23 protein-coding genes and 1 pseudogene are annotated in these 23,088 nt (G+C 65.5%); 11 read left to right on the top strand and 13 right to left on the bottom strand.

All coding sequences use genetic code 11. The annotated features are described in order from the left end of the window. Window positions 1-3: 3 nt before the first annotated feature. The 5 genes from BM436_RS13660 to BM436_RS13640 all read right to left on the bottom strand — a co-directional run bounded on the left by BM436_RS13660 (window position 4) and on the right by BM436_RS13640 (window position 5,184). A complete protein-coding gene (locus BM436_RS13660; protein ID WP_143133116.1) occupies window positions 4-384 on the bottom strand; it encodes an EF-hand domain-containing protein in 381 nt (126 codons plus the stop codon). Then, complete coding sequence (locus tag BM436_RS13655) at window positions 381-1,955, bottom strand: S10 family peptidase (RefSeq protein WP_093556191.1); 1,575 nt, start codon at window positions 1,953-1,955, stop codon at window positions 381-383. The genes BM436_RS13660 and BM436_RS13655 overlap by 4 nt, the downstream gene beginning before the upstream one ends. An 88-nt stretch (window positions 1,956-2,043) precedes the next feature. Beyond that, the gene (locus BM436_RS13650) at window positions 2,044-2,571 is read right to left on the bottom strand and encodes a hypothetical protein (protein WP_093556082.1); all 528 of its coding nucleotides are present in this window, start codon (window positions 2,569-2,571) and stop codon (window positions 2,044-2,046) included. Window positions 2,572-2,707: 136 nt separating this feature from the next. After that, the gene (locus BM436_RS13645) at window positions 2,708-4,015 is read right to left on the bottom strand and encodes an MATE family efflux transporter (protein WP_229490251.1); all 1,308 of its coding nucleotides are present in this window, start codon (window positions 4,013-4,015) and stop codon (window positions 2,708-2,710) included. A gap of 92 nt (window positions 4,016-4,107) precedes the next feature. Further along, window positions 4,108-5,184: a tartrate dehydrogenase gene (locus BM436_RS13640; protein ID WP_093556080.1), complete on the bottom strand. Its 1,077-nt coding sequence runs from the start codon at window positions 5,182-5,184 to the stop codon at window positions 4,108-4,110. 94 nt (window positions 5,185-5,278) lie between these two features. Between BM436_RS13640 and BM436_RS13635 the strand changes: the two genes are divergently transcribed. After that, on the top strand, window positions 5,279-6,187 hold the full coding sequence (locus BM436_RS13635; RefSeq protein WP_093556079.1) for a LysR family transcriptional regulator: 909 nt from the start codon (window positions 5,279-5,281) through the stop codon (window positions 6,185-6,187). Window positions 6,188-6,208: 21 nt separating this feature from the next. On the opposite strand, the gene BM436_RS13630 is transcribed toward BM436_RS13635, so the two are convergent. Next, window positions 6,209-7,501: an NAD(P)/FAD-dependent oxidoreductase gene (locus BM436_RS13630; protein WP_093556078.1), complete on the bottom strand. Its 1,293-nt coding sequence runs from the start codon at window positions 7,499-7,501 to the stop codon at window positions 6,209-6,211. Between the two features lie 90 nt (window positions 7,502-7,591). Between BM436_RS13630 and BM436_RS13625 the strand changes: the two genes are divergently transcribed. Further along, complete coding sequence (locus BM436_RS13625; RefSeq protein WP_093556077.1) at window positions 7,592-8,548, top strand: LysR family transcriptional regulator; 957 nt, start codon at window positions 7,592-7,594, stop codon at window positions 8,546-8,548. A 36-nt stretch (window positions 8,549-8,584) separates the two neighbouring features. Here BM436_RS13625 and BM436_RS13620 read toward each other — a convergent pair whose 3' ends face one another. After that, a complete protein-coding gene (locus BM436_RS13620; RefSeq protein ID WP_143133114.1) occupies window positions 8,585-8,953 on the bottom strand; it encodes a hypothetical protein in 369 nt (122 codons plus the stop codon). A gap of 332 nt (window positions 8,954-9,285) precedes the next feature. Here BM436_RS13620 and BM436_RS13615 point away from each other — a divergent pair, with 332 nt between their 5' ends. From BM436_RS13615 to BM436_RS38685, 3 genes are all read left to right on the top strand, one after another. Further along, window positions 9,286-9,894, top strand: coding sequence for a PEP-CTERM sorting domain-containing protein (locus BM436_RS13615; protein ID WP_177307180.1), 609 nt, complete (start codon window positions 9,286-9,288; stop codon window positions 9,892-9,894). Window positions 9,895-9,970: 76 nt separating this feature from the next. Next, on the top strand, window positions 9,971-13,525 hold the full coding sequence (locus BM436_RS13610) for a pectinesterase family protein (RefSeq protein ID WP_093556074.1): 3,555 nt from the start codon (window positions 9,971-9,973) through the stop codon (window positions 13,523-13,525). Between the two features lie 144 nt (window positions 13,526-13,669). After that, on the top strand, window positions 13,670-14,083 hold the full coding sequence (locus BM436_RS38685; RefSeq protein ID WP_371859640.1) for a thermonuclease family protein: 414 nt from the start codon (window positions 13,670-13,672) through the stop codon (window positions 14,081-14,083). Here the strand turns inward: BM436_RS38685 and BM436_RS13600 are convergent. The 4 genes from BM436_RS13600 to BM436_RS13585 are packed head-to-tail and all read right to left on the bottom strand — an operon-like array spanning window position 14,007 to window position 17,604. Then, entirely contained in the window at window positions 14,007-16,160 is a 2,154-nt protein-coding gene (locus BM436_RS13600; protein ID WP_093556072.1) for a xanthine dehydrogenase family protein molybdopterin-binding subunit, read from the bottom strand. The two genes, BM436_RS38685 and BM436_RS13600, sit on opposite strands and share 77 nt — an antisense overlap. A 1-nt stretch (window position 16,161) precedes the next feature. Beyond that, the gene (locus BM436_RS13595) at window positions 16,162-16,635 is read right to left on the bottom strand and encodes a (2Fe-2S)-binding protein (protein ID WP_093556071.1); all 474 of its coding nucleotides are present in this window, start codon (window positions 16,633-16,635) and stop codon (window positions 16,162-16,164) included. 22 nt (window positions 16,636-16,657) lie between these two features. Next, on the bottom strand, window positions 16,658-17,290 hold the full coding sequence (locus BM436_RS13590; protein WP_143133112.1) for a TMEM175 family protein: 633 nt from the start codon (window positions 17,288-17,290) through the stop codon (window positions 16,658-16,660). After that, window positions 17,287-17,604, bottom strand: a complete 318-nt coding sequence (locus BM436_RS13585; protein WP_093556069.1) for a c-type cytochrome — start codon at window positions 17,602-17,604, stop codon at window positions 17,287-17,289. The genes BM436_RS13590 and BM436_RS13585 overlap by 4 nt, the downstream gene beginning before the upstream one ends. A gap of 134 nt (window positions 17,605-17,738) precedes the next feature. Here BM436_RS13585 and BM436_RS13580 point away from each other — a divergent pair, with 134 nt between their 5' ends. From BM436_RS13580 to BM436_RS13560, 5 genes are all read left to right on the top strand, one after another. Beyond that, entirely contained in the window at window positions 17,739-18,656 is a 918-nt protein-coding gene (locus BM436_RS13580) for a helix-turn-helix domain-containing protein (RefSeq protein ID WP_093556068.1), read from the top strand. Window positions 18,657-18,713: 57 nt separating this feature from the next. Beyond that, window positions 18,714-19,919, top strand: a complete 1,206-nt coding sequence (locus tag BM436_RS13575) for an ABC transporter substrate-binding protein (RefSeq protein WP_093556067.1) — start codon at window positions 18,714-18,716, stop codon at window positions 19,917-19,919. A 203-nt stretch (window positions 19,920-20,122) separates the two neighbouring features. Continuing rightward, window positions 20,123-20,803 carry an MlaA family lipoprotein gene (locus BM436_RS13570; protein ID WP_229490249.1) on the top strand — a complete coding sequence of 227 codons (681 nt, stop codon included), beginning with the start codon at window positions 20,123-20,125 and terminating at the stop codon, window positions 20,801-20,803. Then, complete coding sequence (locus BM436_RS13565) at window positions 20,800-20,997, top strand: hypothetical protein (protein ID WP_093556065.1); 198 nt, start codon at window positions 20,800-20,802, stop codon at window positions 20,995-20,997. Before BM436_RS13570 ends, BM436_RS13565 begins: the two co-directional genes overlap by 4 nt. A gap of 233 nt (window positions 20,998-21,230) precedes the next feature. Then, complete coding sequence (locus BM436_RS13560) at window positions 21,231-22,145, top strand: helix-turn-helix domain-containing protein (RefSeq protein WP_093556064.1); 915 nt, start codon at window positions 21,231-21,233, stop codon at window positions 22,143-22,145. Window positions 22,146-22,194: 49 nt separating this feature from the next. Here BM436_RS13560 and BM436_RS37850 read toward each other — a convergent pair. Beyond that, window positions 22,195-22,380 (bottom strand): annotated as a pseudogene (locus BM436_RS37850) ((2Fe-2S)-binding protein); the annotation flags it as partial. 66 nt (window positions 22,381-22,446) lie between these two features. Further along, entirely contained in the window at window positions 22,447-22,662 is a 216-nt protein-coding gene (locus tag BM436_RS37540; RefSeq protein ID WP_218164852.1) for a hypothetical protein, read from the bottom strand. Between BM436_RS37540 and BM436_RS13550 the strand changes: the two genes are divergently transcribed. Next, window positions 22,649-23,088 (top strand): pectinesterase family protein (locus tag BM436_RS13550; protein WP_229490247.1); only part of this gene is annotated, 440 nt, incomplete at its 3' end. The two genes, BM436_RS37540 and BM436_RS13550, sit on opposite strands and share 14 nt — an antisense overlap.

Here is a 23,088-nt window from a genome sequence, read left to right as displayed (position 1 = left end):
AAGCTAGCGTTGCGGCGGCTCGGCCATGGCCTGCCGGCGCCGCTGGGCCATGTACCGCCGCTGGTCCTCGAAGGTGACGCGGCCGCGGCGGGCGGTGTCGATCTCCGCGAAATGGTTGGCCACATAGCCCAGTCCCGCCTTGCGCGCCTCCTCCTCGGTGAGCGCGCCGTCGCGGTCCAGGTCCGCCTCCTGGAAGCGCTGTTCGAGCTTGTCCAGCGCCTGTTGCCGCAGCCGCTCGCCGGACGCCGGCGCCTCGGTGGACGGCCGCTTGGAAGGCGGCACGCAGGGGTCCATGCACGGCGCGGGTGGATCGCCGGCCAGCGCGCCGCCGCAGCACGCCAGGAGGGCCAGGCCCAAGCCAAGGTTGCGTAGTGTGTTCATCATTTCCCCGCCGTGATGCCGCCATAGAAGCTAACCAGGTCGGCCCGCTGCGCGCTGCGCGCGGCGTCGTCCAGGTAGATCATATGGCCGCTGTGGTAGTTGCGGACCTGGATGTTGGGATTGGCGCCCAGCCGCGCCATATCGAGCTCGGTCTGATAGAACGGCGTGGCCAGGTCGTGATAGCCGCTTTGCGCCAGCACCTTCATGGCCGGATTCAGCGTGATGGCGGCGGCCAGGTCCGGGATGGTGTCCGGCAGCTCCTTGCCATCGTGGCGGAAGTTCCAGCGTCCGATGATGTCGTTGAAATTGAGGTAATTGGTCAGCGCGCTGTATTTCAGCGTGCCGGCCAGGTAGCTGCGCATGGTGGTGATGAAGGGATTGTTCACCACCGTCAGCGACGGGTCGCCGTCCACCGCCAGCGGACCGTTGACGGCGCCGGAGACGCGCGCGTCGTAGCGGCCCAGCAGCTGGCCGGGCAGCAGGTTGCGCGCGTAGCTGCCCGGCGTGTAGTTGAGGTCCTGCTGCCAGGTGAGCGCCGGGATGCCGGTGTAGCTCACCAGCTTGGTCACCACCGTTTGCGGCGGCGGTGTGCGGGCCGGCGACAGGAAGGCTTGCGCCGCGCTCCGGTAGCCGGTGGCGCTGAAGCCGCGCAGCTCCCGCATGAAGTCGTTGAAGTCGAACGGCGCGGGGCTGGCCAGCTTGTAGTAGTTGCTGGTGGCCGCGTAGGTGGGGATATAGCCCTCGCAGCTGATGGCCGCTTCGAGCACGCCGCAGTTGGCGTTGTAATCCATGATGGCCGAATGCAGCACCACCCCGTCCACCCTCACGCCCGCCGTCTCCAGCAGGTTGGCCAGCACGGCGGTGCGCGGCGCGCCGTAGGATTCGCCGAACAGCACCTTGGGCGAGGCCTGCCGCCCGTTCACGGCCACGTAGCGCTGCACGAAGTCGCGGAAGCCGGCGGCGTCCGTGTCCACGCCCCAGTAGTCCTGGTTGGTGGCCGGCGCCACGGCCTGCGAGTAGCCGGTGCCCACGGCGTCCACGAACACCAGGTCGCTGGCGTCGATCAGGCTCTCGGCGTTGTCCACCAGCTGCACCGGCGACGCCACCACGCTGGACGGGATCTGCGTGACGATGCGCTTGGGCGCGAAGGAGCCCAGGTGCAGCCACATGGACGCCGAGCCGGGGCCGCCGTTGTAGAAGAAGGTGACGGGCCGCTTGCCCAGGTCCTGCCCGTCGCGCGTGTAGGCCACGTAGAAGAAGGAGGCGGCGCGGCCGGTGCGGGAATCGGTGCCGGTCAGGTGGCCGGTGGTTGCGGTGTAGGCGATGGTGGCGCCGTTCAGCGCCAGCGTGCCCTTGACGGTCGCGGCGCGCTCCGCCGCCGTGGCCAGCGACGCGGTGGCGGCGCCGGAGTAGGCGATGTTCTCGGCGAGCGAGCCGTCGGCGGGCGTGGTGACGGGCGGCGTGGTCACCGGCGGCGTGGTGGCGCCGCTCCCTCCCCCGCCGCCGCCGCATCCCGCCAGCAGCAATGCCGCGCAGGCGGAGGCCAGCGCGGTCAGGCGATATTCTTTTGATATGTTGGCCACAGCCGGTCTCCAGGAAGTGTGTGACTTTGCCTGGAGAGATTATGCACCATTCCGATGCATGGAATACAACATTCCGGCCTTAGCGGCGGCAGGCCTTGTCCGATGGCCCGAGATACTTGAGCGAGCGGGAATAGGAGATGACGGTGCTTTCGCGGCGCTTCTGGTCCAGGGTGACGGTGTCGCCGACATCGAGGCCGCCGCGCACGAACAGGTTCATGGCCTTGCCCTTGAACTTGTCCGGCAAGACCTCCTCCACCCAGGCGCCGTTGCGGTTGCTGTAGCGCGTGAACAGGCGGCAGCCGGGCGACGTGACCACCACCGTGTAGATGACCGGCACGCCGTTCTCCACGTCCAGCACCAGCGGATTCTCGTGGCGCCAGATGCCGCCGTCGTGCAGCGCGTGCCACTCGTAGACCTTGCGCGGCACGCCGGGCAGGGAGAAGCGCAACGAGGCGTCGCGCTCGCCGCTGACGCGGTCGACCAGGATGACCTGGCCGGAACCGAGGCGCACCTCCTCCTGCCAGCGCTCGGTCCGCGAGCAGCCGGACGCCAGCACGGCGGAGGCCAGCAGCGCGACGGCCGCGGCGTGCCGTACCGCCGTTTTCAACGTCCCTGTCGTGACCACGATTCCCCCTGTGAGGCGCCCGCGCGGGCAAAGCCGGTATTGTGACAAGTTTTTGGCGCCACAATGTCACGAATACTAACAATTTTGTCGTGAATTTGTAGGCGCCGGCGGGGAACGGTCATTGCGGACGCAGGCGGCGGCGGGCGGCGCGGGCGTGGGGGACCCAGGCTTGCACCGACCAGCGCCGCCACATCAGCAGGCCGCGTATCCATTCGTCGGCGCAGTAGGCGATCCACAGGCCGGCCAGGCCGAGGCCGAAGTGGACGCCCAGCAGCCAGCTGCCGCCGGCCAGCACGATGAACATCGACGCGGCGCCCGCCATCACCGGGTAGCGCACATCGCCCGCCGCGCGCAGCGCGTTGATGACGACCAGGTTGAAGGTGCGCCCGAGTTCCAGCAGCACGGCCAGCCAGAGCAGCGCGCCGCCGCTGGCGATGATGGCAGGGTCCCTGGTGAACAGGCCTAGCAGCCATGGCCCCGCCAGCGCCACGCTGCCCGAGATCAGGCCGCTGATCACCAGGCCGCGTCCCAGCGCGCTGCGCACCAGCCGATGGGCGTCGCGCAGCTCGCCCGCGCCTATCATGTGCCCCACCATGATCTCGACCGCGAAGGCGGTGGCGAGGCTGAAGATCACCACCACGCTGCCGATCTGGTGGACGTAGGCCAGCGTGGCCAGCGACTGCGCGCCCAGCAGGCCGGCCACCGCCATGCTGGCCATGAAGGACACGCGCCAGGCGATGTTCTCGGCCGCGGCGGGGATGCCGATGTGCAGCACGTCCGCCAGTTCGCGGCGCCGCAAGCGCCACCAGTCGCCGGCCACCGGCGCCAGTCCCAGGTGGCGGCGCCACACCAGCAGGTGCAACGCGAGGCCGATGACGCGGCTGACCAGCAGCGCCAGCGCGAAGCCCGGAAGCCCCATCGCGGGCAGCGGCCCCCAGCCCTGCATCAGCGGCACGGCCAGCGCGACGTGGCTCAGGTGCATGGCCACCAGCACCGTCAGCGTGTCGCGCGTGCGCAGGTGGGCCCGCATCACGCTGGCCATGGAGGCGTTCCAGGCGTCGAACAGCATGGCCGGGGCCAGCGCCTGCAGCAGCGGCGTGGCCAGCGGCAGCACCTCGGCCGGCGTGTGCATCAGGCGCAGCAGCCAGTCGGCGCCGACGAAGGCCAGCAGCGCGGTGAAGGCGCCCAGCCAGGTGCTGGCGCCCAGCATCGACAGCGCCACCTTGTTGGCCATGTCGCGCCGTCCGCCGCCCAGGTTCTGGGTGACCACGACGCCGATGCCGGAACCGATGATACGGAACAGCATGAACAGCGTCACCGAGATCTGGTTGGCGATCGCGAACGCGGCCCCCGCCGTGTCGGACATGCGGGCGGCCAGCGCGGTGCCGGCCACGCCGAGCGCCACGGCGAGGAACAGCTCGATCAACAGGGGCCAGGCGAGTGTGAAAATATGGGGACGGGGGGCGGACGAAGTGGCGGCGGCGGTCATCCCATGATGATAGCGCTAAACAGCGCGCCTCACAGCGCCGCGGCGATGGCCTTGCCCACGTCGCTGGTGTTGGCGGCGCCGCCCAGGTCGGGCGTCACCGGGCCCTCCACCAGCACCGCTTCGATGGCCCGCATGATGGCGTCGTGCGCGGCGGTGTGGCTGGCGTCGCCGTTGCCCAGGAAGTCCAGCATCATCGCGCCGGACCAGATCATGCCGATCGGGTTGGCGATGTTCTTGCCGAAGATGTCCGGCGCCGAGCCGTGCACCGGTTCGAACAGCGACGGGAATTTGCGCTCCGGGTTCAGGTTGGCCGACGGCGCGATGCCGATGGTGCCGGTGCAGGCGGGGCCCAGGTCGGACAGGATGTCGCCGAACAGGTTGGACGCGACCACCACGTCGAAGCGCTCCGGCGACAGCACGAAGCGCGCGCACAGGATGTCGATGTGGTATTTGTCCCAGCGCACGTCGGCGTAGGACGGGGCCATGGCCTCCACCCGCTCGTCCCAGTACGGCATGCTGATCGAGATGCCGTTGGACTTGGTGGCCGAGGTCAGGTGCTTCTTGGGGCGGCTCTGCGCCAGGTCGAAGGCGTATTTCAGGATGCGGTCGGTGCCGCTGCGGGTGAAGATGGCGTCCTGCACCACGAACTCGCGGTCCGTGCCCTCGAACATCTTGCCGCCCACCGACGAGTACTCGCCCTCGGTGTTCTCGCGCACCACGTAGAAATCGATGTCGCCGGGCTTGCGGTTGGCCAGGGGGCTGGGCACGCCGGGCATCAGGCGCACCGGGCGCAGGTTCACGTACTGGTCGAATTCGCGGCGGAACTTGAGCAGCGAACCCCACAGCGAGATGTGGTCGGGCACCTTGTCGGGCATGCCGGCGGCGCCGAAGTAGATGGCGTCGAAGCCCTCGAGCTGCTGGCGCCAGTCGTCCGGCATCATCTGGCCGTGCTCCAGGTAATAGTCGCAGTTGGCCCAGTCCATGGTGGTGAGTTCCAGGCCGATGTTGAACTTGCGCGCCGCCGCCTCCAGCACGCGCAGGCCCTCCGGCATCACTTCGTTGCCGATGCCGTCGCCGGCGATGACTGCGATCTTGTGGGTTTTCATGGTGACGCCTCTCGTGGTTGATTTGACCGCTTCATTGTACTGAATACGCTTCAATATATAATGATGCCATTCGTGATCCTACAATACACATATCGTGAACAATCAAGACCGGCCGCTGTTGGAAGACCTCAGTATGTTCTGCGTGGTGGTGCGCAAGCAGAGTTTCGCGGCGTCCGCGCAGGAACTGGGGGTGTCGAACGCGCTGGTGAGCAAGCGCATCGCCATCCTGGAAAAGACGCTGGAGGTGCGGCTGCTGCACCGTACCACGCGCAAGGTGTCGCTGACCGATCATGGCACGGTTGTCCACCAGTGGGCGCAGCGCATCCTGGAGGACGCCGACCAGCTCGAGGAGGCGATATCGCAGAAAGGCACCACGCCGCGCGGGCCGCTGCGGCTCTGCACCAGTTCCGGTTTCGGCCGCAACCGCGTGGCGCCCGCCATCTCGGTGCTGGCGCGGCAGTATCCCGAACTGGAGATCGAACTGGAATTGCTGGACCGGCCGGTGGACCTGATCGCCGAGGGCTTCCACCTCGACATCCGCGTGGGACAGGTGCGGGAGCAGCATTTGATCGCGCGGCGGATCGCCGAGAATTCGCGCGTGCTGTGCGCCTCGCCGGCCTACCTGGAGCGGGCGGGCACGCCGCGGGAGTTGGGCGACCTGTTGAGGCATCAATGCATCGTGATCCGCGAGCGCGACCAGGACCCGGGACGCTGGCGGCTGACCGGGCCGCGGGGGCCGGAGGCGGTGAAGGTCGGCGGTCCGCTGTCGACCAACAACGGCGAGCTGGTCCACCAGTGGGCCATCGACGGCCACGGCGTCATCCTGCGCTCGATCTGGGACGTCGGCCCCAGCCTCGCCGACGGACGCCTGGTGCGGGTGCTGCCCGACTACAGCCAGGAGGCCGACGTGTGGGCCATCTACCCCACGCGGTTGGGGACGTCCGCGAACGTGCGCGTGTGCGTGCAGTTCCTGGAGGACTGGTTGGCGAAACCGGCGCCGTAGGTCGAACGGCGCCGGATCCGGTCAATGCAGCTTGACCGACGGCGTCAAACGTTTCCGCAGCCAGTCCGACAGGGTAACGGCGGCGGCGCGCACGAAGCCGTGCAGGGCCATCAGGTGCTTCTGGTACATCAGCCCGTACAGCACCTGGGCCATGGTGCCGCTGACCGGCAGCTGCCGGCCGATCGATCCGCCCAGCAGCACGCCGATGGCGGCGACCGGCCCCAGCGACACCAGCGAACCGTAGTCGCGGTAGCTGAACTCCGGCAGCGGCTTGCCCTCGCGGCGGGCCAGGGCGGCGGCCAGGAACACGGCCTGCTGGTGCGCGACCTGCGCGCGCGGCGGCGCGGCGCCCTTCACCGGACAGACAAAGCTGGCGCAGTCGCCGATGGCGAACACGCTGGCGTCGTCGATCGATTGCAGCGACGCGTTCACCATGATCTGCCGCATGCGGCTCAGTTGCAGGCCCAGCGTGGTGCAGATCGCGGGCCCTTCCACTCCCGCCGCCCACAAGGTCAGCGTGGCGGGCCGCGCGCTGGCTTCCCCCGCGCCCTCGGCCACGTGCACCGTATCCGCCTCCACGCTCTTGACGGCCGTGCCGGTGCAAATCTCGATGCCGCGCGAACGCAGGTAGGCCTCGGCGCGCGCCGACAGTTCGGCCGGCAGGTGCGGCAGCAGCCGCTCGCCGCGTTCCAGGACGCTGATGCGCACGTCGCGCGCCGGGTCCAGCGAGTGGGCCTTGTACTTGGCCAGCGCGCGGGCGCTGTAGACCAGTTCCGCCGCCAGTTCCACGCCGGTGGCGCCGCCGCCGACGATCACCACGTTGACCTGCCGCCCCTCCTCCTCCGAGGCCCGCACGCAGGCGCCGAAGAAGCGGCGGTAGAAGGCCTTGGCGTCGCGCACGCTGTCCAGCGTGCAGACGTTGTCCGCCGCGCCGGGCACGCCGTAGAAGTTGGTGACCGCGCCCAGCGCCAGCACCAGCGTCGAGTAGCCGAGCTTGCGCGACGGCGCCTCGCCCATGTCGTCCGACAGGATGGGCGCCAGTTCCAGCGACTTGTCCGCGCGGTCCACCGAGCGCAGCTCGGCGTGGATGAAGGTGAAGCCGTGCTGCGCCGCCTGCGCCGAGTACTCGATCTGGAACACTTGCGGATCGCGCTTGCCCGAGGCAACCGTGTGCAGCAATGGCTTCCAGAAGTGCGTGGGCGAACGATCGACCAGGATGACCCGCGCGCGGCCCTTGCGGCCCATGGTGTCGCCCAGACGTGTTGCCAGTTCGAGGCCGCCCGCGCCTCCGCCTACGATTACGATGGTTTGCATGATTTTTCCCTCCTTCTGGCTGTTAATATAGAGGCCACGAAAAGAAAAGAGAAATTACTTATTCTAAATCATTGATAAGGTTTGCTTTATATGTATCACGCAAGTTTCCGCCAGCTCCAAGCGCTGGTTCTGGTTGGACGCCACGAAAGCGTGTCACGCGCGGCGGAGGAAATGCACGTGACGCAGCCGGCCATCTCGGCGCAACTGCGCGCCCTGGAGGAGGTGGCCGGCACGGCCCTCACGCGCAAGGTGGGGCGCAACATCCAGCTGACGGCGGCCGGCGAGGTGATGCTCGATTTCGCCGAGCGCATACTGCAGCTGTGGGAACAGGCGGGCGACGAGCTGGGCGAACTGCAGGGCGTGAGCACCGGCACGCTGCGCATCGGCGCGGTGACCACGGCGGAGCACTTGCTGCCGTCCATGCTGGTGAAGTTCACCACCGAGCGTCCCAACGTGCGCATGAAGCTACAGGTGGGCAACCGCAGCGAGATCGTGGGCCTGCTGTCGCGCAAGGAGGTGGACCTGGCGATCATGGGCACGCCGCCGCGCGAGTTCCGCATCAACGCGGCGCGCTTCGCCCACCATCCGATGGCCTTCGTGGCCAGCCCCAAGCACCCGCTGATGCGAAAAAAACGCGTGACGCTGGACGACATCGTCGGCGCCAACCTGATGGTGCGGGAACGGGGCTCGGGCACGCGCACCACCGTGGAACGCGTGTTCAAGGAACACGGCCACTCGCTGCACTTCGGCTCCGAGGTGTCGAGCAACGAGGCCATCAAGAGCATGGTGGCGGCGGGCCTGGGCGTTGGCTTCGTGTCGGTGCACGCCTGCGCGCTGGAGTTCGAGGCGGGGCTGATCGACATCCTGCCGATGAGGGAAAGCCCGGTCGAGGGGGACTGGCACGTGATGCACCTGGTGGACCAGCCCCTGCCCCGCATCGCCGCGGCCTTCCGCGACTTCATGGTCAACTCCGGCCAGGACCTGATCGGCGCGGAGCTGGAGACCTTCTACCGCAAGCACATGCATCCCAAGCCCAAGGGGAAATGAGCCATGCGCGCATGCGGCGCCCGGAGGCGCGCGCCGTCACGCGTGGTAGTTCGGGTCGGGCGGCGCCGCCGGTGTCAGCACGACGACGGCGTTGGGTGTCTGCATGGACCAGCCATTCACACCCGAGATCCAGGCATTGCCGGAGAATTTGGTCCAGTGGCCGGCGACGGCGGGCGGTATGGCTGGCTGCCAGCGGTAGTGCACGTGCGCCCGCACCGTGATCACAGCCAGGCCGGGAACCGGGACACCGCTCCATTGCACGGTCAGCGTGTATTGGTAGCCGAGATTTGCCCATTCCAGCTGCGGAACCTGGGCGAATATCGGATTCGCGTCGTATGGGCCCGGAGCGTTCAACACGCCAGTGGCCGCGACGATCCTTCTTTGCGCGGGTGCGACATATGCCATCTTGGTCTCCTGTTAACGGTGGGAACAATAATGATGCCATATTCACATGCCAGCAATACAATATTTTCTCACTTGCAATAAAGTAGCCTTTCAACGCCATTTGGCCTAACCAACTTGAATTTTTGGTCAGGCCAATGTAGACTCCAGAAACAAAAGTGCGATCCAGCACTTGCTCCCCTCAACGACCTCGGCGCCCTCCTCTCGCAGCCCTCGTCCGAGAGGCACGGGTCACGCGAGGTGTCCCGGCGGCTTCCGCTACGCGGAGGCCAGTCTTTTCCCGGTAGTCCTATTCCTACGTGGAGCAAAAAATGAGAAAAAAGATATGGGAGACAATGGCGCGTGCCGTCGCGATCACCGCCATCACCGCTTGCGCCGGCACGGCGCAAGCATCGGTCGTGCCGCTGCGGGACGCCGTCATCACGGCCACCTACAACGGCTCGGCCGGCGCGGTGTTGGGCCTGGACCACGGCTTCGCGGCCGAAGCGGGCTCCAACACCACGGCGCTCGATCCGACCAATAGCGGCGTGGAGTTCTTCACCGCCGACGCCCTTTTCGGCTTCGACTTCGCCGAGGACGGCACCCTCACCATCTACAACAACGCGCCCGTCGCGGCGGGCAGCTACAGCTTCCGCTTCGATTTCGGCGGCACCCTGGCCTTGCCCATCACCAGCTTCGCGCTGCTCAACAGCAGCGTGGCGGCGGGCCTGCCGGAATTCTCGATACTGGACGGCGGCCTCGCGCTGGGCCTGGACCTGAGCGCGGTGGACTGGGGCGATGACTTCCAGACCATCAGCGCCCGCATCGGCGCGGCCGAAGTGCCGGAGCCTGGCACGGCGTCCGTGCTGCTGGCCGGCCTGGTCGCGATGGCGCTGGTTCGCCGGCGGGGACGCGCGGGCGGCAGTGGGGCCGGAGAGGCCGCGAGCCACGCGATGCGCGCCTGACCGGCCGCGCCCGCGATTCGCGACCTACGCACCGCCCTTCGGGCGCCTTATCGATTTCCTGCCACAGGAGCAAATTATGAAACATCTCGGTTTCAGGGCCGCGCTTTGCCTGGCGACGCTATGCATCGCCAGCGCCAGCGCCACCGCCGCCACGGACAGCGCGCGCCAGACCGCGCCCGCCGACGGCTGGGCGAGCCAGGCCGGCGGCACCGCCGGCGGCTCGGCCGCCACCGCCAACAACATCTACACCGTCGCCAACCGCGCGCAGCTGCTCACGGCGCTGAGCAACGGCGGCAACAACGCCAAGATCATCAAACTGGTCGGCACCATCGACATGACGGAGGGCGTGCCCTACGCGAACACCGGCGACCAGGCCGCGCGCGGCGCCATCCGCATGAAGAGCAACACCACGCTGATCGGCGACGGCGCCAGCGCCGGCATCGTCAATGGCCACATCCTGGTCAGCAACGTCTCGCAGGTCATCATCCGCAACCTGAAGATCGTGGCGCCGTGCGACGTGGGCCCGATATGGGACCCGACCGACGGCGCCACCGGCAACTGGAACTCGGCCTACGACGCGATCGGCGTGTCCGGTTCGGACCACGTCTGGATCGACCACAACACTTTCACCGACGGCGCCATGACGGACAACCTGCTGCCGATCGAGAACGGGAAGATCAAGCAGTGCCACGACGGCGCGCTGGACGTCACCAACGCGTCCGACTACGTGACGATTTCGTACAACGTCTTCGGCCAGCACCACAAGAACAACCTGATAGGTTCGGGCGACGGCGCGACCGCCGACGAGGGCAAGCTGCGCGTCACCTTCAGCAACAACGTGTTCCGCGACGTGACCAACCGCGCGCCGCGCGTGCGCTACGGCCAGGTGCACATGCTGAACAACTACTTCGTGGGCAGCACCACCTCCCCGATATACAAGCATGACTACAGCATCGGCGCCGGCTACAACGCCAAGGTGCTCTCGAACGGCAATGTGTTCGAGATCGCCGGCGCCAGCAACTGCGCGGACGTGGTGGTCAACCCGGGCGGCACGCCGACGGGCGTGTTCAAGGACAGCGGCTCTCTGCTGAACGGTTCCGCGCTGGCCGGCTGCACACTGCCGAACACCGTGAACTGGACGCCGCCATACGCGTTCACGCCGCGTCCCGCGGCGCTGGTGAAGGCCAACGCGCTGGCGCAAGCCGGCGGCGGCAAGCTGACCACGGCCATCACCGGCACCGGCGACGTCACCTCCAATCCCGGCCTGACCCTCACCTGCCCCGCCACCGGCCTGTACTTCTGCGACGACTTCCAGGGCGGCGGCACGGCCAACTGGGACTTGCTGCCCGTGGCCGGTCCGAACGGCAGCTTCGGAGTCAAGGCGGAGAATGTCGGCGCCAGCAACAAGGTGCTGCAATACACGGCCGCCACCACCGGCGGCGTGCTCGCGCTGCTGAAATCCAGCGCGCTGGCCGCGATCCCGGGCGCCGACTACTACGTCGAGGCGCGCATCAAGCCGCTCACCAACAGCACCACGGGCAACAAGCAGCTATATCTCGTGACGCGTTACGTTAATTCGACCAACTGGTACGGCGGCGGCCTGAATGTGCAAAGCACCACCGCCAGCACCCAGGTCGAAATCGCCAAGATGCTGAACGGTACGCTGAGCCGCCCCAAGCAGGTGAAGAAGCCGATCAACATGGACGCGCAGTTCTACACCGTGCGCTTCGAGATGATAGGAAGCACGCTGACGGTCTACCTCGACGGCGAGTCGCTGGGATCGGTCACCGACACGGGCTTCGCCGCGCGCGGCCTGGTGGGCCTGTACACGGCCAACAAGTCGTTCCAGATCGACGACGTGCGCATCGGCGATCCGAGCCTGAAGCCCTCGCAACTGACGCTCAACCCGGCCACCGGCACCTACGCCGCCGAGGCGGGCGACACGCCGCTGAACGTCGCGGTCAACGCGGTGAAGCCGAACGGCACGGCGGACACCTACCTGGCCAGCTCCAGCAATCCGGCGGTGGTGGCGGTGGGCGTCAACGGCGGCACGCTGACCCTGACGCCGGTGGGCGCCGGCACCGCGAACATCGTCGTGGCCAGCGATTCCGATCCCACGCTCAAGCGCGTCATCGCGGCCAACATCAACCCGCAATTCGTGCAGCCCACCCAAGCCTACACGCTGGGCGGCGCCGTCAGCCCGGCGGCGAACCAGACCGGCGTCGGCATCGACCCGGCGCTGAAGCTGACCTTCGACAACGCCCCCACGCTGGGCACCGGCGGCACGATACGCATCTTCCGCAAGGTGGACGACGCGCTGGTGGACGTGCTGAAGCTGTCCGGCGAGAGCGATGAACTGGGCTACGCCGGCCAGACCTTGGTGCGCAAGGTGAACACGACGCCGATCTCCATCAGCGGCAAGACGCTGACCGTGCGCCCGCACAGCAACAAGCTGGCGTATGGCACGGAGTATTACGTTGCGATGTCGAACGGCGTGATCACGGGCGCCACGCTGGGCGGTGTGCCATTCGTCGGCATCGGCAAGCTGGGTGGCTGGAGCTTCGCCACGCGCGACGCGGCGCCATTGGAAGACGGCAGCCTGACGGTGGCGGCGGACGGCTCGGGCGATTTCAGCTCCGTGCAGGGCGCGCTGAACTTCGCCATGCAGAAGTTCGACAAGGCGACGCCGGTGACGATCACCGTGAAAAACGGCGTCTACGAGGAACTGCTGTACCTGCGAGGCAAGGACAACGTGACCATCCGGGGCGAAAGCCGCGACGGCGCGGTGATCCAGTACACCAACTACGACACACTGAACCCCGGCTCGGGCGGCAGCCAGGCTCCGGGCACCACCGTGACGGCGTCTGGCGGCCGTTCCGTGCTGCTGGTGGAAGCGGCGGACATGCTGAAGCTGGACAAGCTCACCATCCGCAATACGACCCTGCGTTCGCCGTCGATCTCGGCGCAGGCCGAAACCATGTACTTCAACAACGACGCTGGACGCCTGGTGGTGACCGATTCCGCCTTCCACAGCGAGCAGGACACGCTGAACCTGAAGGGCTGGTCGTGGTTCCACCGCACGCTGGTGGCGGGCAATGTGGACTTCATCTGGGGCGGCAGCCGCGCGGCGCTGTTCGAGGAAAGCGAGATCCGCTCGGTGGGCGACACCACCAGCGCGACCGGCGGCGGCTATGTGCTGCAGGCGCGCGTGCCCAACGCCACGGACAAAGGCTTCGTGTTCCTCAACAGCAGCCTGACGCATGGTCCGGGACCGGGTCCGCTGCATGGCGATGTGCCGAACGGCGCGACCTACCTGGCGCGCAGCCCCGGCGGCACCGCCACCTGGGACAACATCGCCTTCGTGAACTGCAGGATGGACGCGCACGTGGCGCCGGCCGGATGGGCGGGGCTGGGGGTGAACAACCAGCCGGCGCCGAACCCGGTGACGCCGACGGCCGTCAGCGGCTGGCGCGAGTACGGCACCACGGACCTGGCGGGGAATCCGCTGAACCTGGCCACGCGCGTGGGCGGTTTCCAGCTGAGCGCGGGGGATGTGGCGGCGGGATTCGCGACGCGGGCGCTGGTGTTCGCGGCGTATAACAATGGCGCGGGGTGGGATCCGCAGCCCTGAATTTGCCACCACCACGTCGTTCCCGCGAAGGCGGGAACCCAAGTTCGGCGAGCCGCCGGCAACTTGGGTCCCCGTCTGCACGGAGACGACGCGCCGGAAAAATCGCAGCCTTTCGGGTAGGCCTCGAAGCGGGCCCCGTCAGACCTGACCTTCAAGCGCATGGTCGAGATCGACGTCACCGCCCGCGATCGCTACAAGCGGTCGATCTGCAAAGTCCGGCTCGGACGGACCGACGTCAACCGCGAGCAGGTGTACGCGGGCATGGCGTGGATGTACCGGCAATATACGAAGGACCTGAGCTACGAAGCGGCCAAAATACGGCAAGGGCTCAGCTCCGGGGCGTGTGGAGCGAAGCCGCCGCAGTGCCGCCGTGGGAGTATCGCAAGAACAAGAAACTGCGCAATCTTGCGCCGGCATCCTAGCCACAGGCGACACAAGCCGGCCGAAGCCGGCTTGTATCCCTCTCCGCTAAACTCCCGCCTCAGGCTTTCAACTGATCCACGGCCACAGGATAGGTACGCAATCGCTTCCGCGTCGCCGCGTAGATCGCATTCATGAGCGACGGGATCGCCACCGCCGTTCCCATCTCGCCAACGCCCCCCGGCTTCGCGCCGCTCTTGAGCAAGTGAATCTCCACGGTCGGCATCTCGTTCAATCGCAGCGGCGGATAGTCGTGGAAATTGCTTTGAACGACACGCCCCCGTTCGAAGGTGAGCGTGCCATACAGCGCCGCGGTCAGGCCATAGACAATGCCGCTTTCCATTTGCGCCTCCACCCCGGCGGGATTGACAGCAATCCCGCAATCGAGCCCGCACACAATGCGGTTCACCTTGACCGAACCGTCCTTGCCAACCTCAACATCGGTCACCAGGGCCGCGCAGCTGTCCCAGGCATCGACCAGGGCGATGCCCCTGCCCTGCCTTGCGGGCAATGATGCGCCCCACCCGGACTTGTCCGCTGCCAGTTTCAATACGGCCAGCGCGCGCGGATTTTTCGCCAGCAGCCGCTCGCGGTAGCTGACTGGATCGGCCTTGGCCAGCACGGCCAGCTCATCGATGAAGCATTCGTTGGGAAACGCATGGTGGGTCGGCCCGACGCCACGCCAGTTCCCGGTCAGCAGGCCGGCGGGAGGTTCATGCCGCACGAATTCGACGAACTTGTTCGGCACGGCATATGGCGTTTCCGCAGTGTGCACCGCATCGGTGTCCTGTCCCTTATTGAGCCATGCAGGCGCATAGCGCGCGATGACCGCCGAACCAGCCGTGCGATGGCTAAATGCGACCGGAACGCCATCCTTATCGAGCCCAGCCGCTATCTCATCGAGGAAATACGGCCGGTAGGCGTCGTGCTGGATATCCTCTTCCCTGCTGAACACCACTTTCAAGGGGAAATCGACTTGTTTCGCAAGGTGCGCCGCCGTTTCGACGTAGTCCGCATCGAGCTTGCGGCCAAAGCCCCCTCCGATGAGGAAGTTATGGACGACGACCCGTTCCGGCGCCATGCCGACGGCCTTGGCGACCAGCCCCTGCGCGCGTGCCGGCGCCTGCGTTCCCAGCCAGACCTCGCAGCCGTCCTTGCGCACGTGGATCGTGCAATTGATCGGCTCCATCGTCGTATGCGCAAGCGGGGGCGATTCGTACACGGCCTGGTGGCGCCGAGCCGCCGCCGCGTTCGCCTTGGCAAAGCTGCCTTCGTTGAGCGCCACCACGCCCTTGCCCTTGAGCGCAGTGGCCAGCTGCGCGCGCCAAATCTTGCTCGAGAAGTTGGCGGACTTGCCTTCGTTCCATTTGATCGCCAGCGCCGCGAGTCCCTTCTTGGCGGCGCCATAATGATCGGCCACCACCGCGATCGCGTTCGCCGAGCGTAGCACTTGGCGCACGCCAGATACCTTCATTGCCGGGCTGTCGTCGACGCTGCCAAAAGTACCGTCTATGACCGGACACACGGCGATCGCCGCCACCTTCATCCCCGGCAGCTTGACGTCGATGCCGAATTGCGCCGCCCCATTTACCTTGGACGGCGTGTCCACCCGCGGCGCCGACGTGCCGACCAGGCGAAACTGCGATGGGTCTTTCAGGGGCGCGCCAGCCGGCACCGGCAGGCGCGACGCGGCAGCGGCAAGCTTGCCATAGCTGAGCTTGCGTCCGGATGGACCATGGATGATCTGTCCGCCAACCGCGCGGCATTCCTGTTCGGGAACGGCCCAGGTTTGCGCCGCCGCCGTCACCAACATCTGTTTTGCGGTCGCGCCCACCTGGCGCAGCTTGGCCCACGCCCCCTGGATCGATGCCGAGCCACCCGTAATCTGCAGGCCGTACAGCGGATGACCGAAGGTCTTCTCGTCCGCCGGCGCCGGCTCGACCTTCACCTTCGACAGTTCGACTTCGAGCTCCTCGGCGATGAGCATCGGCACCGAGGTAAAGGTCCCCTGCCCCATTTCAACCAGGGCGACGATAATGGTGATGGAATCATCGGCGCCGATTCGCAGGTAGGCATTGGGCGAAAACCCCTGGTCTTGCGCCGCATGGGCCACCTTTGCGGCGCCGGGCAATTGGAAGGCGATCACCAGCGCGCTGGCTGCCGACGACGCCAGGAAGCGCCGGCGCGGGAGGGAAATGGCAGTATGGTCGTCCATGTCAGCTCCTTGTTGCCGCGATTTCACGGGCGGCATCCTTGACCGCCGCCCTGATCCGGACGTAGGTGCCGCAACGGCACACATTGCCCGACATCGCCTGGTCGATATCGGCATCGCTCGGGTTGGGCTGCGCCTGCAGCAGCGCGGTGGCGGCCATGACCTGGCCCGACTGGCAATAGCCGCATTGTGGTACCTCTTTCAAGGTCCAGGCCCGCTGCACCTGGCGCCCGACGGCAGTCTGGCCGATCGCTTCGATCGTGGTGACCGCGCCCTTACCGATCGATTCGACCGGTGTCACGCACGAACGTACCGGCTGGCCATCAAGATGGACCGTGCAGGCCCCGCACAAGGCCATGCCGCATCCGAACTTGGTGCCTGTCATGCCCAGAACATCGCGCAGCACCCACAGCAATGGCGTATCGCCATCGACGTCCACGGTATGCGCCGCGCCATTTATATTGATTGTCGTTTTCATTGCCAAATCCTTGGTTGGTCATTCAAGCTGTTTGCCGTCCCTCGCTGGTGCAGGCGTGGTACAGCACCATCACCATGAACAGCAGCAGGCCGATTACGGGATAGAACGCGCCCACGACGGCACCAAAAAGGTACAGGCCGATACCCGTCCAGGGCCGCATCCGCTGCAGGTGGAAGTAGGCGGGCGGCGTCGCCTCGTCGACAAGTTCTGGGTGGTCGCGCAGATAGCCAAAGATCGGCAGCCAGGCCGCCGACATCAGGCATGCCGTCAGCGCGTAAAGTGCGACCGCCACCTGCTGGTCGGCCAGGTTCCCCTCGCCGAGCGCCTCGGCCAGCACGCCGGTAGGAAACGGCAGCAAGGCGGTCGTCAGCAGGATCCCCAGATTGATCCATTGCAGCCGGAGGTCGACATAGCGCACGCGCGCAAAAACCGCCTCGTGGTTCAACCAGGCGATTCCGATGTAAATGAACGAGACCACGTAGCCCAGCAAACTTGCCCATTGATGCAGCAAGGCTTGCAACAACTGGCCAGCTTCATGCGGTGGCACCCGCAGTTCGAGCACCAAAATGGTGATGACGATCGCGAACACGCCATCGCTGAACAAAGTTGTACGTTCGGTCTTGCGAAGGCCTCGGCTTGGCGTCAATTGTGTCATGGCGTCCACTTCTGGTTCATGATCCAGGTGGCGAGCGCACTTGCCTCTGCATCGTTGACTTGGGGATTCGGCGGCATCGGCATCGTGCCCCAGGTGCCCTTGCTGCCTTTCTGTATCTTGACTGCCATTGCTTTTGCATCGCCGCCATCGCTTGCATATTTGGCCGCGATCGCGTTAAATGCGGGCCCGACCATCTTGGTGGCGACCGCATGGCAGGCCATGCAGTTCTTTTGCTTGGCCAGCTCCGGGCTGGCAAACGCATGTGAAGCCAGTGCGGCGGTGATAAAAAGGGCTGTTATCGCCTGTCTGATCATTCTTGTTCTCCTGCTGGTTTCAGTGGTTTCCGCTATGTTGATTATCTTTCCGTCATAAAAAAAATAATGGTAATATCGTGCGAAGTTCTAGTATTTACTTGCTGGTTTAACGTCCCAACCAAGCGGCCGAACCCATGCCAGAGCTGAAAGTCCAAGCCCCCACCTTGATTTCACCGGCACTGGCGCGCGCCACCAATGCGTCGAGCCAGGGCCGTTACTGGCAAGGTGTCGATGTCGACTGGCACGATTGGAAAAGCGGCGGCCGCGCCAGCTCCCCCGCCCTCGATCATGACGTCATCGCCATGCGCACTTCCGGCATGGTGCGGCTGACGCAGGTCCGCGACGGCAAGACCCACACGGCGATCGCGCTGCCGGGCAACGTGACACTGCACCCGCGCGGCATGGAGTCGAATTGGTCGTGGGACCAGCCGGGAGCGATCGCGATCGTGCGCATCCCGCCCGCCTTGCTGGCAGATGCCGCCGAGTCCACGCTGAAATCGCCGCCGCTCACGATGGAGCTGCAAAACTGCTTTGGCCGCAAGGATCCCTTCATCGAGCGTATCATCGCGCTCTTCCTCGATGAGCTACACGCGCCGCCGCACCCGGCGCAGGCATACACGACCGAAGCGCTGTCCGTCGCGCTGGCCCGCCACATGGCGAGCCGGTTCAATGCCCCGAGGCCGCCGGCCGAAGCCGGGCCCCTTGACCTGCACGCCCGTGCCGTGCAGCGCGTGAAAGACTACATACAGGAGAACCTGCACCAAGCCATCACCCTCGATGCGCTCGCATCGCTGGCCAATGTCAGCCGCTTCCACTTCGCGCGCATGTTCCGGCACAGCACGGGCGTCAGTGCGATGGCCTACCTCGAGCGCGCACGCATGGCGCGCGCACAAGAATTGATCCGGACAGGCGGCCTGTCGATGTCGCTGGTGGCGATCGGGGTTGGCTACGAGGACCAAAGCTATTTCACACGGCGCTTCCGGCTACGGGTTGGCATGACGCCGGCCGCCTACGCGCGCGAGTCGGGCGCCGCGCGCCGCATCCCGGTCTGAGAAAGCATAAGCAGCGTGCCTGCACGGACATCGCGCCCGCACAAATCGCGACAAGGAATGCGCCACTACCACATTATCGCCGCCGCAATCGCCCTTGGCCTTGGCACGCCCGCCGCCGCTGCGCCCCGGGTTTCCGGCGACGTGGTGCGGATCGGCTTCCTGACGGATTTGTCAGGCGTCTACTCGGACATTGACGGACCGGGCGGGGTCGAAGCGATCAGGATGGCAATCGCCGCAGCCGGCGGATCGATTGACGGCAAGAGGATCGAGCTGCTGGTGGCTGACCACCAGAACAAGGCCGACATTGCGGCCGGGAAGGCGCGCGAATGGTTCGACCAGCATGGCGTGGACATGCTGATAGGCGGCACCAATTCGGGCACAAGCCTCGCGATGGCGCACGTGGCGGCCAAAAAGCGGCGCGTGTTCATCGCCGTCGGCGCCGGCACGACGCGCCTGACCAACGAGGACTGTTCGCGCTATACGATCCACTACGCCTTCGACACGCTCGCACTGGCGCGCGGTACCGCGGCAGCCCTGACTAGGCAAGGTGAAAAATCCTGGTACTTCATCAGTGTCGACTACGCCTACGGCGTGCAGATGCTAAAGGACGCCTCCGCAGTCATCGAAGCGGCCGGCGGCGCGGTGGCAGGCAGTGTCAGGTTCCCGCTCGCGGTATCGGACTTTTCATCCTACCTGTTGCAGGCGCAGGCCTCAAAGGCGCAGGTCCTTGGACTGATCACGGCCGGCAGCGATACCATCAATGCGATCAAGGCCGCCAATGCGTTCGGCATCGGGCGTTCGATGAAGCTCGCGGGCCTGGCGATCTTCATCAGCGACATCCATACCCTGGGATTGCATTTAACCCAGGGGATGTATGTGACCGATGGCTGGTACTGGGACCAGAGCCCGGCCAGCCGCGCATGGTCGGCGCGCTATTTCGCGAAAATGAAGCGCATGCCGACCATGCTGCAGGCAGGCGACTACTCTGCCGCTCTCCAATACCTGCAAGCGGTCAAGGCGATCGGTAGCGACGACCCGGACAAGGTACTCGCCTACCTGAAACGCACAACACTGAGCGATATGTTCACATCCAGCGGCACCATCCGGCCCGACGGCCGGATGGTGCACGACATGTACCTGATGCAGGTAAAGGCACCGTCGCAATCGATGTACCCCTGGGATTACTACAAGGTGCTGCAAACGATACGCGGCGACGACGCGTTCACCGCCCGCGCCGAAACGCGCTGCGCACTCTGGAAGTAGGCAAATCGCGCAGTCCTCGGGCCGCCCTCCGCGACAAAACGACGACATCGTCCCCCTAGACTGCGGTTTTTCCCAGTCAAGCGAGGCCGCAATGTCACTGAGTTCAGCCCATCTCCTTCACCGCCACCGGCACATCGTCCGGCAGTACGGCGATACGCTGCTGCGGCTTGCCCTCTTCGCTGCCCATGGGGGGCAGAGGCGCCATGTTCACGATGGTGCTGCTGGTCAGCGGCTGCGCCTCCCTCGCCGAAAAAGATCCCTACGGAAAGCTTAACCGGCAAATCTTCTCTTTCAACGATGCGGTCGACCGCAATGCGCTCCGTCCTGCTGCGACAGCCTATCAATCGATCCTGCCGGACACGGTCCGGACCGGCGTCACCAACTTCTTCGCCAACCTGTCCGACGCATGCACCGGCACCAATAACCTGCTGCAGGGAAAGGCGAAAGCCGGCCTTTCCGACTTCGGCCGCGTGCTAATCAACTCGACTGTCGGCATCGCCGGCGTGCTCGACGTGGCGACCTGGGCCGGCCTGGCGCAGCACGACGGGGACTTCGGCCAGACGCTCGGTTTCTGGGGCGTGCCATCCGGTCCCTACCTGATGCTGCCCCTGCTTGGCCCCTCGACAGTCCGGGACGCCAGCGCACTTCCCGTCGACATGGCGGCAGACCCGTGGAGCCTCTCCACGTCCGGCGGCGTCAAGATGGCGGGAACCCTGGTCCGGCTGGTCGATGACCGGGCCGGCCTGCTTGAGGCGACCGACCTGATGGACGCGGCGGCGCTCGACCGCTACGCCTTCCTCCGCGACGGCCACCTGCAGCGGCGCAAGGGCAAGGTGCGCAATGGCGAGCCGGCAGCGCCTGCGCCTCCGGAAGGCCTCCGATGAAGCCCCTGCGACATCTGACGGCCTTCGACGGCGGCAAGCCGATGTCCTTGCGTAACTCGGCAAAACTGGGCGGCGGACAGGGCCTCGGGTTGTTCCTCACCAAACGCATCTGCGAGCGCTTCGGCTGGTCGCTGACGATCGACTCGACCATCGCCGAGGGCACGCTGGCCCAGCTTCGTTTTGTGGATGCCTGAACGACCGGGACGCGAATTAAAAAAACCACTCGGTACTGTGGAACGCGGTACTTCGCTGAATGAGCTTGCCCATCTATATCGAACTGCACACCTTCGGAATTACTGCGGCGAGCAGGCGGACGCCCATGCTATTTCATCGGTCCGATTGTCGTTCCGTTAGCAAAAAAAGATGATAAAGTCTTGCTCAGACTAATATTTTCTTGCTGGTTTTGGGCCCCTTTTCGGAGAGATTCATGCCCGTTCCGAGCGCACCGTCGCCACCGATAAATTCCCCGGCACTGACACTTGCCACCAATATGACCAGCCGAGGTCGTGAGTGGCAAGGTGTTGTGGTCGACTGGCACGACTGGAAAAGCGGTGGCTACGCAAGCTCCCCTGCCCTTGATCATGACGTCGTCGCCTTGCGCATATCAGGGCCAGTGCGTCTGATGCAGACCCGAGATGGCAAGACCCACACCTCGATAGCGATGCCTGGCAATGTGACGCTCGATCCGCGCGGGATGGAGTCGAAATGGTCATGGGATAAGCCAGGCGCGGTCGCGATCGCACGTATTCCTCCCACCCTGCTGGTGGATGCGGCCGAGTCCGCACTCAAGTCGGCCCCGGCTGCAATTGAACTGCGGAATTGCTTTGGCCGGAAGGATGTTTTCGTCGAACGCATCATTACTTTGTTTTTGGACGAACTGCGAGCACCGCCCCATCCGGCGCAGACCTACATCACTCAAGCGCTGTCCAGCGCGCTGGCCTGCCACATGGTATGCCGCTTCAACACTCAAGGCTCGCCGGTCCAGCCGGCGCCGGTCGACATGCACACACGCGCCGTACAACGCGTGAAAGACTATATCCAGGAAAATCTGGATCAACATATCACCCTCGACACCCTCGCCTCGCTGGCGAATGTCAGCCGGTTTCACTTTGCACGGGTGTTCCGCCGGAGTGCCGGTGTCAGCGCCATGACTTTCCTGGAACGGGTGCGCATGGAACGCGCCAAGGCATTGATACAGGCAGGCGGCATGCCACTTTCCCAGGTCGCGATGCTGGTTGGATATGCCGACCAAAGCTATTTCACCCGGCGCTTCCGCTCGCATATCGGGGTGACGCCCACGGCCTACGCACGTGAATTCGGTGACCGGCGCCATCGGCCTTGACTTCACTGCAAAACTGCAACTTGGCGATGCTGGTTTCCAGACGCAAATTGGGAAGCACGCAGGAACGTACGGGTTGCCCGTCAACATGGACAGTGTATGCTCCGCACAGCGCCATGCCGCACCCAAATTTGTTGCCAGTCATATCCAGCACATCGCGCAACACCCACAACAAAGGGGTGTCGCCATCTACATTGACTGGGTGGACGCCACCGTTCACATTCAGTCGTATCTCCATCGCGGTTCCTTAACCAAGAAAGTCCTGCAGAGTCAAAAAACGACCTCTCCCGAGCGCGAATGCTTTTTATTTGCCCGGGCAAGCCGCGCCGGAGCTCCCCCAGTGCTTGACCAGCAAATGGAAATCCTGCTGGCTGATGGATGGCGCTTTGCGATCGCCCGGCGCCCAGGCCCACTGCACGAGGGGATCGTTCGTCATATGCTCCACTAATTTGGCGATGTCGCGGTCACCGTTTTTTTTCTTGTCGACGAAGGCTTCGCACAGCGCCTTGTCCGTCTTCAAGTGTTCCCATGCCATGCTGAGCGGCGCCAATTGCCAGTGCGGGGCGCCGTTGGAGGATGGCAGCCTGACGGTGGCGGCGGACGGCTCGGGCGATTTCAGCTCCGTGCAGGGCGCGCTAAACTTCGCGATGCAGAAGTTCGACAAGGCGACGCCGGTGACGATCACCGTGAAAAATGGCGTCTACGAGGAACTGCTGTACCTGCGAGGCAAGGACAACGTGACCATCCGGGGCGAAAGCCGCGACGGCGCGGTAATCCAGTACACCAACTACGACACGCTGAACCCCGGCTCGGGCGGCAGCCAGGCCCCGGGCACCACCGTGACGGCGTCGGGCGGCCGTTCCGTGCTGCTGGTGGAAGCGGCGGACATGCTGAAGCTGGACAAGCTCACCATCCGCAATACGACCCTGCGTTCGCCGTCGATCTC

It is taken from the genome of Pseudoduganella namucuonensis, assembly GCF_900116645.1.
In the GTDB taxonomy this organism is placed as follows: domain Bacteria; phylum Pseudomonadota; class Gammaproteobacteria; order Burkholderiales; family Burkholderiaceae_D; genus Rugamonas; species Rugamonas namucuonensis.
The sequence above is the reverse complement of the archived record's forward strand: the minus strand, read 5'-3'. Positions and strand labels throughout refer to the sequence as shown.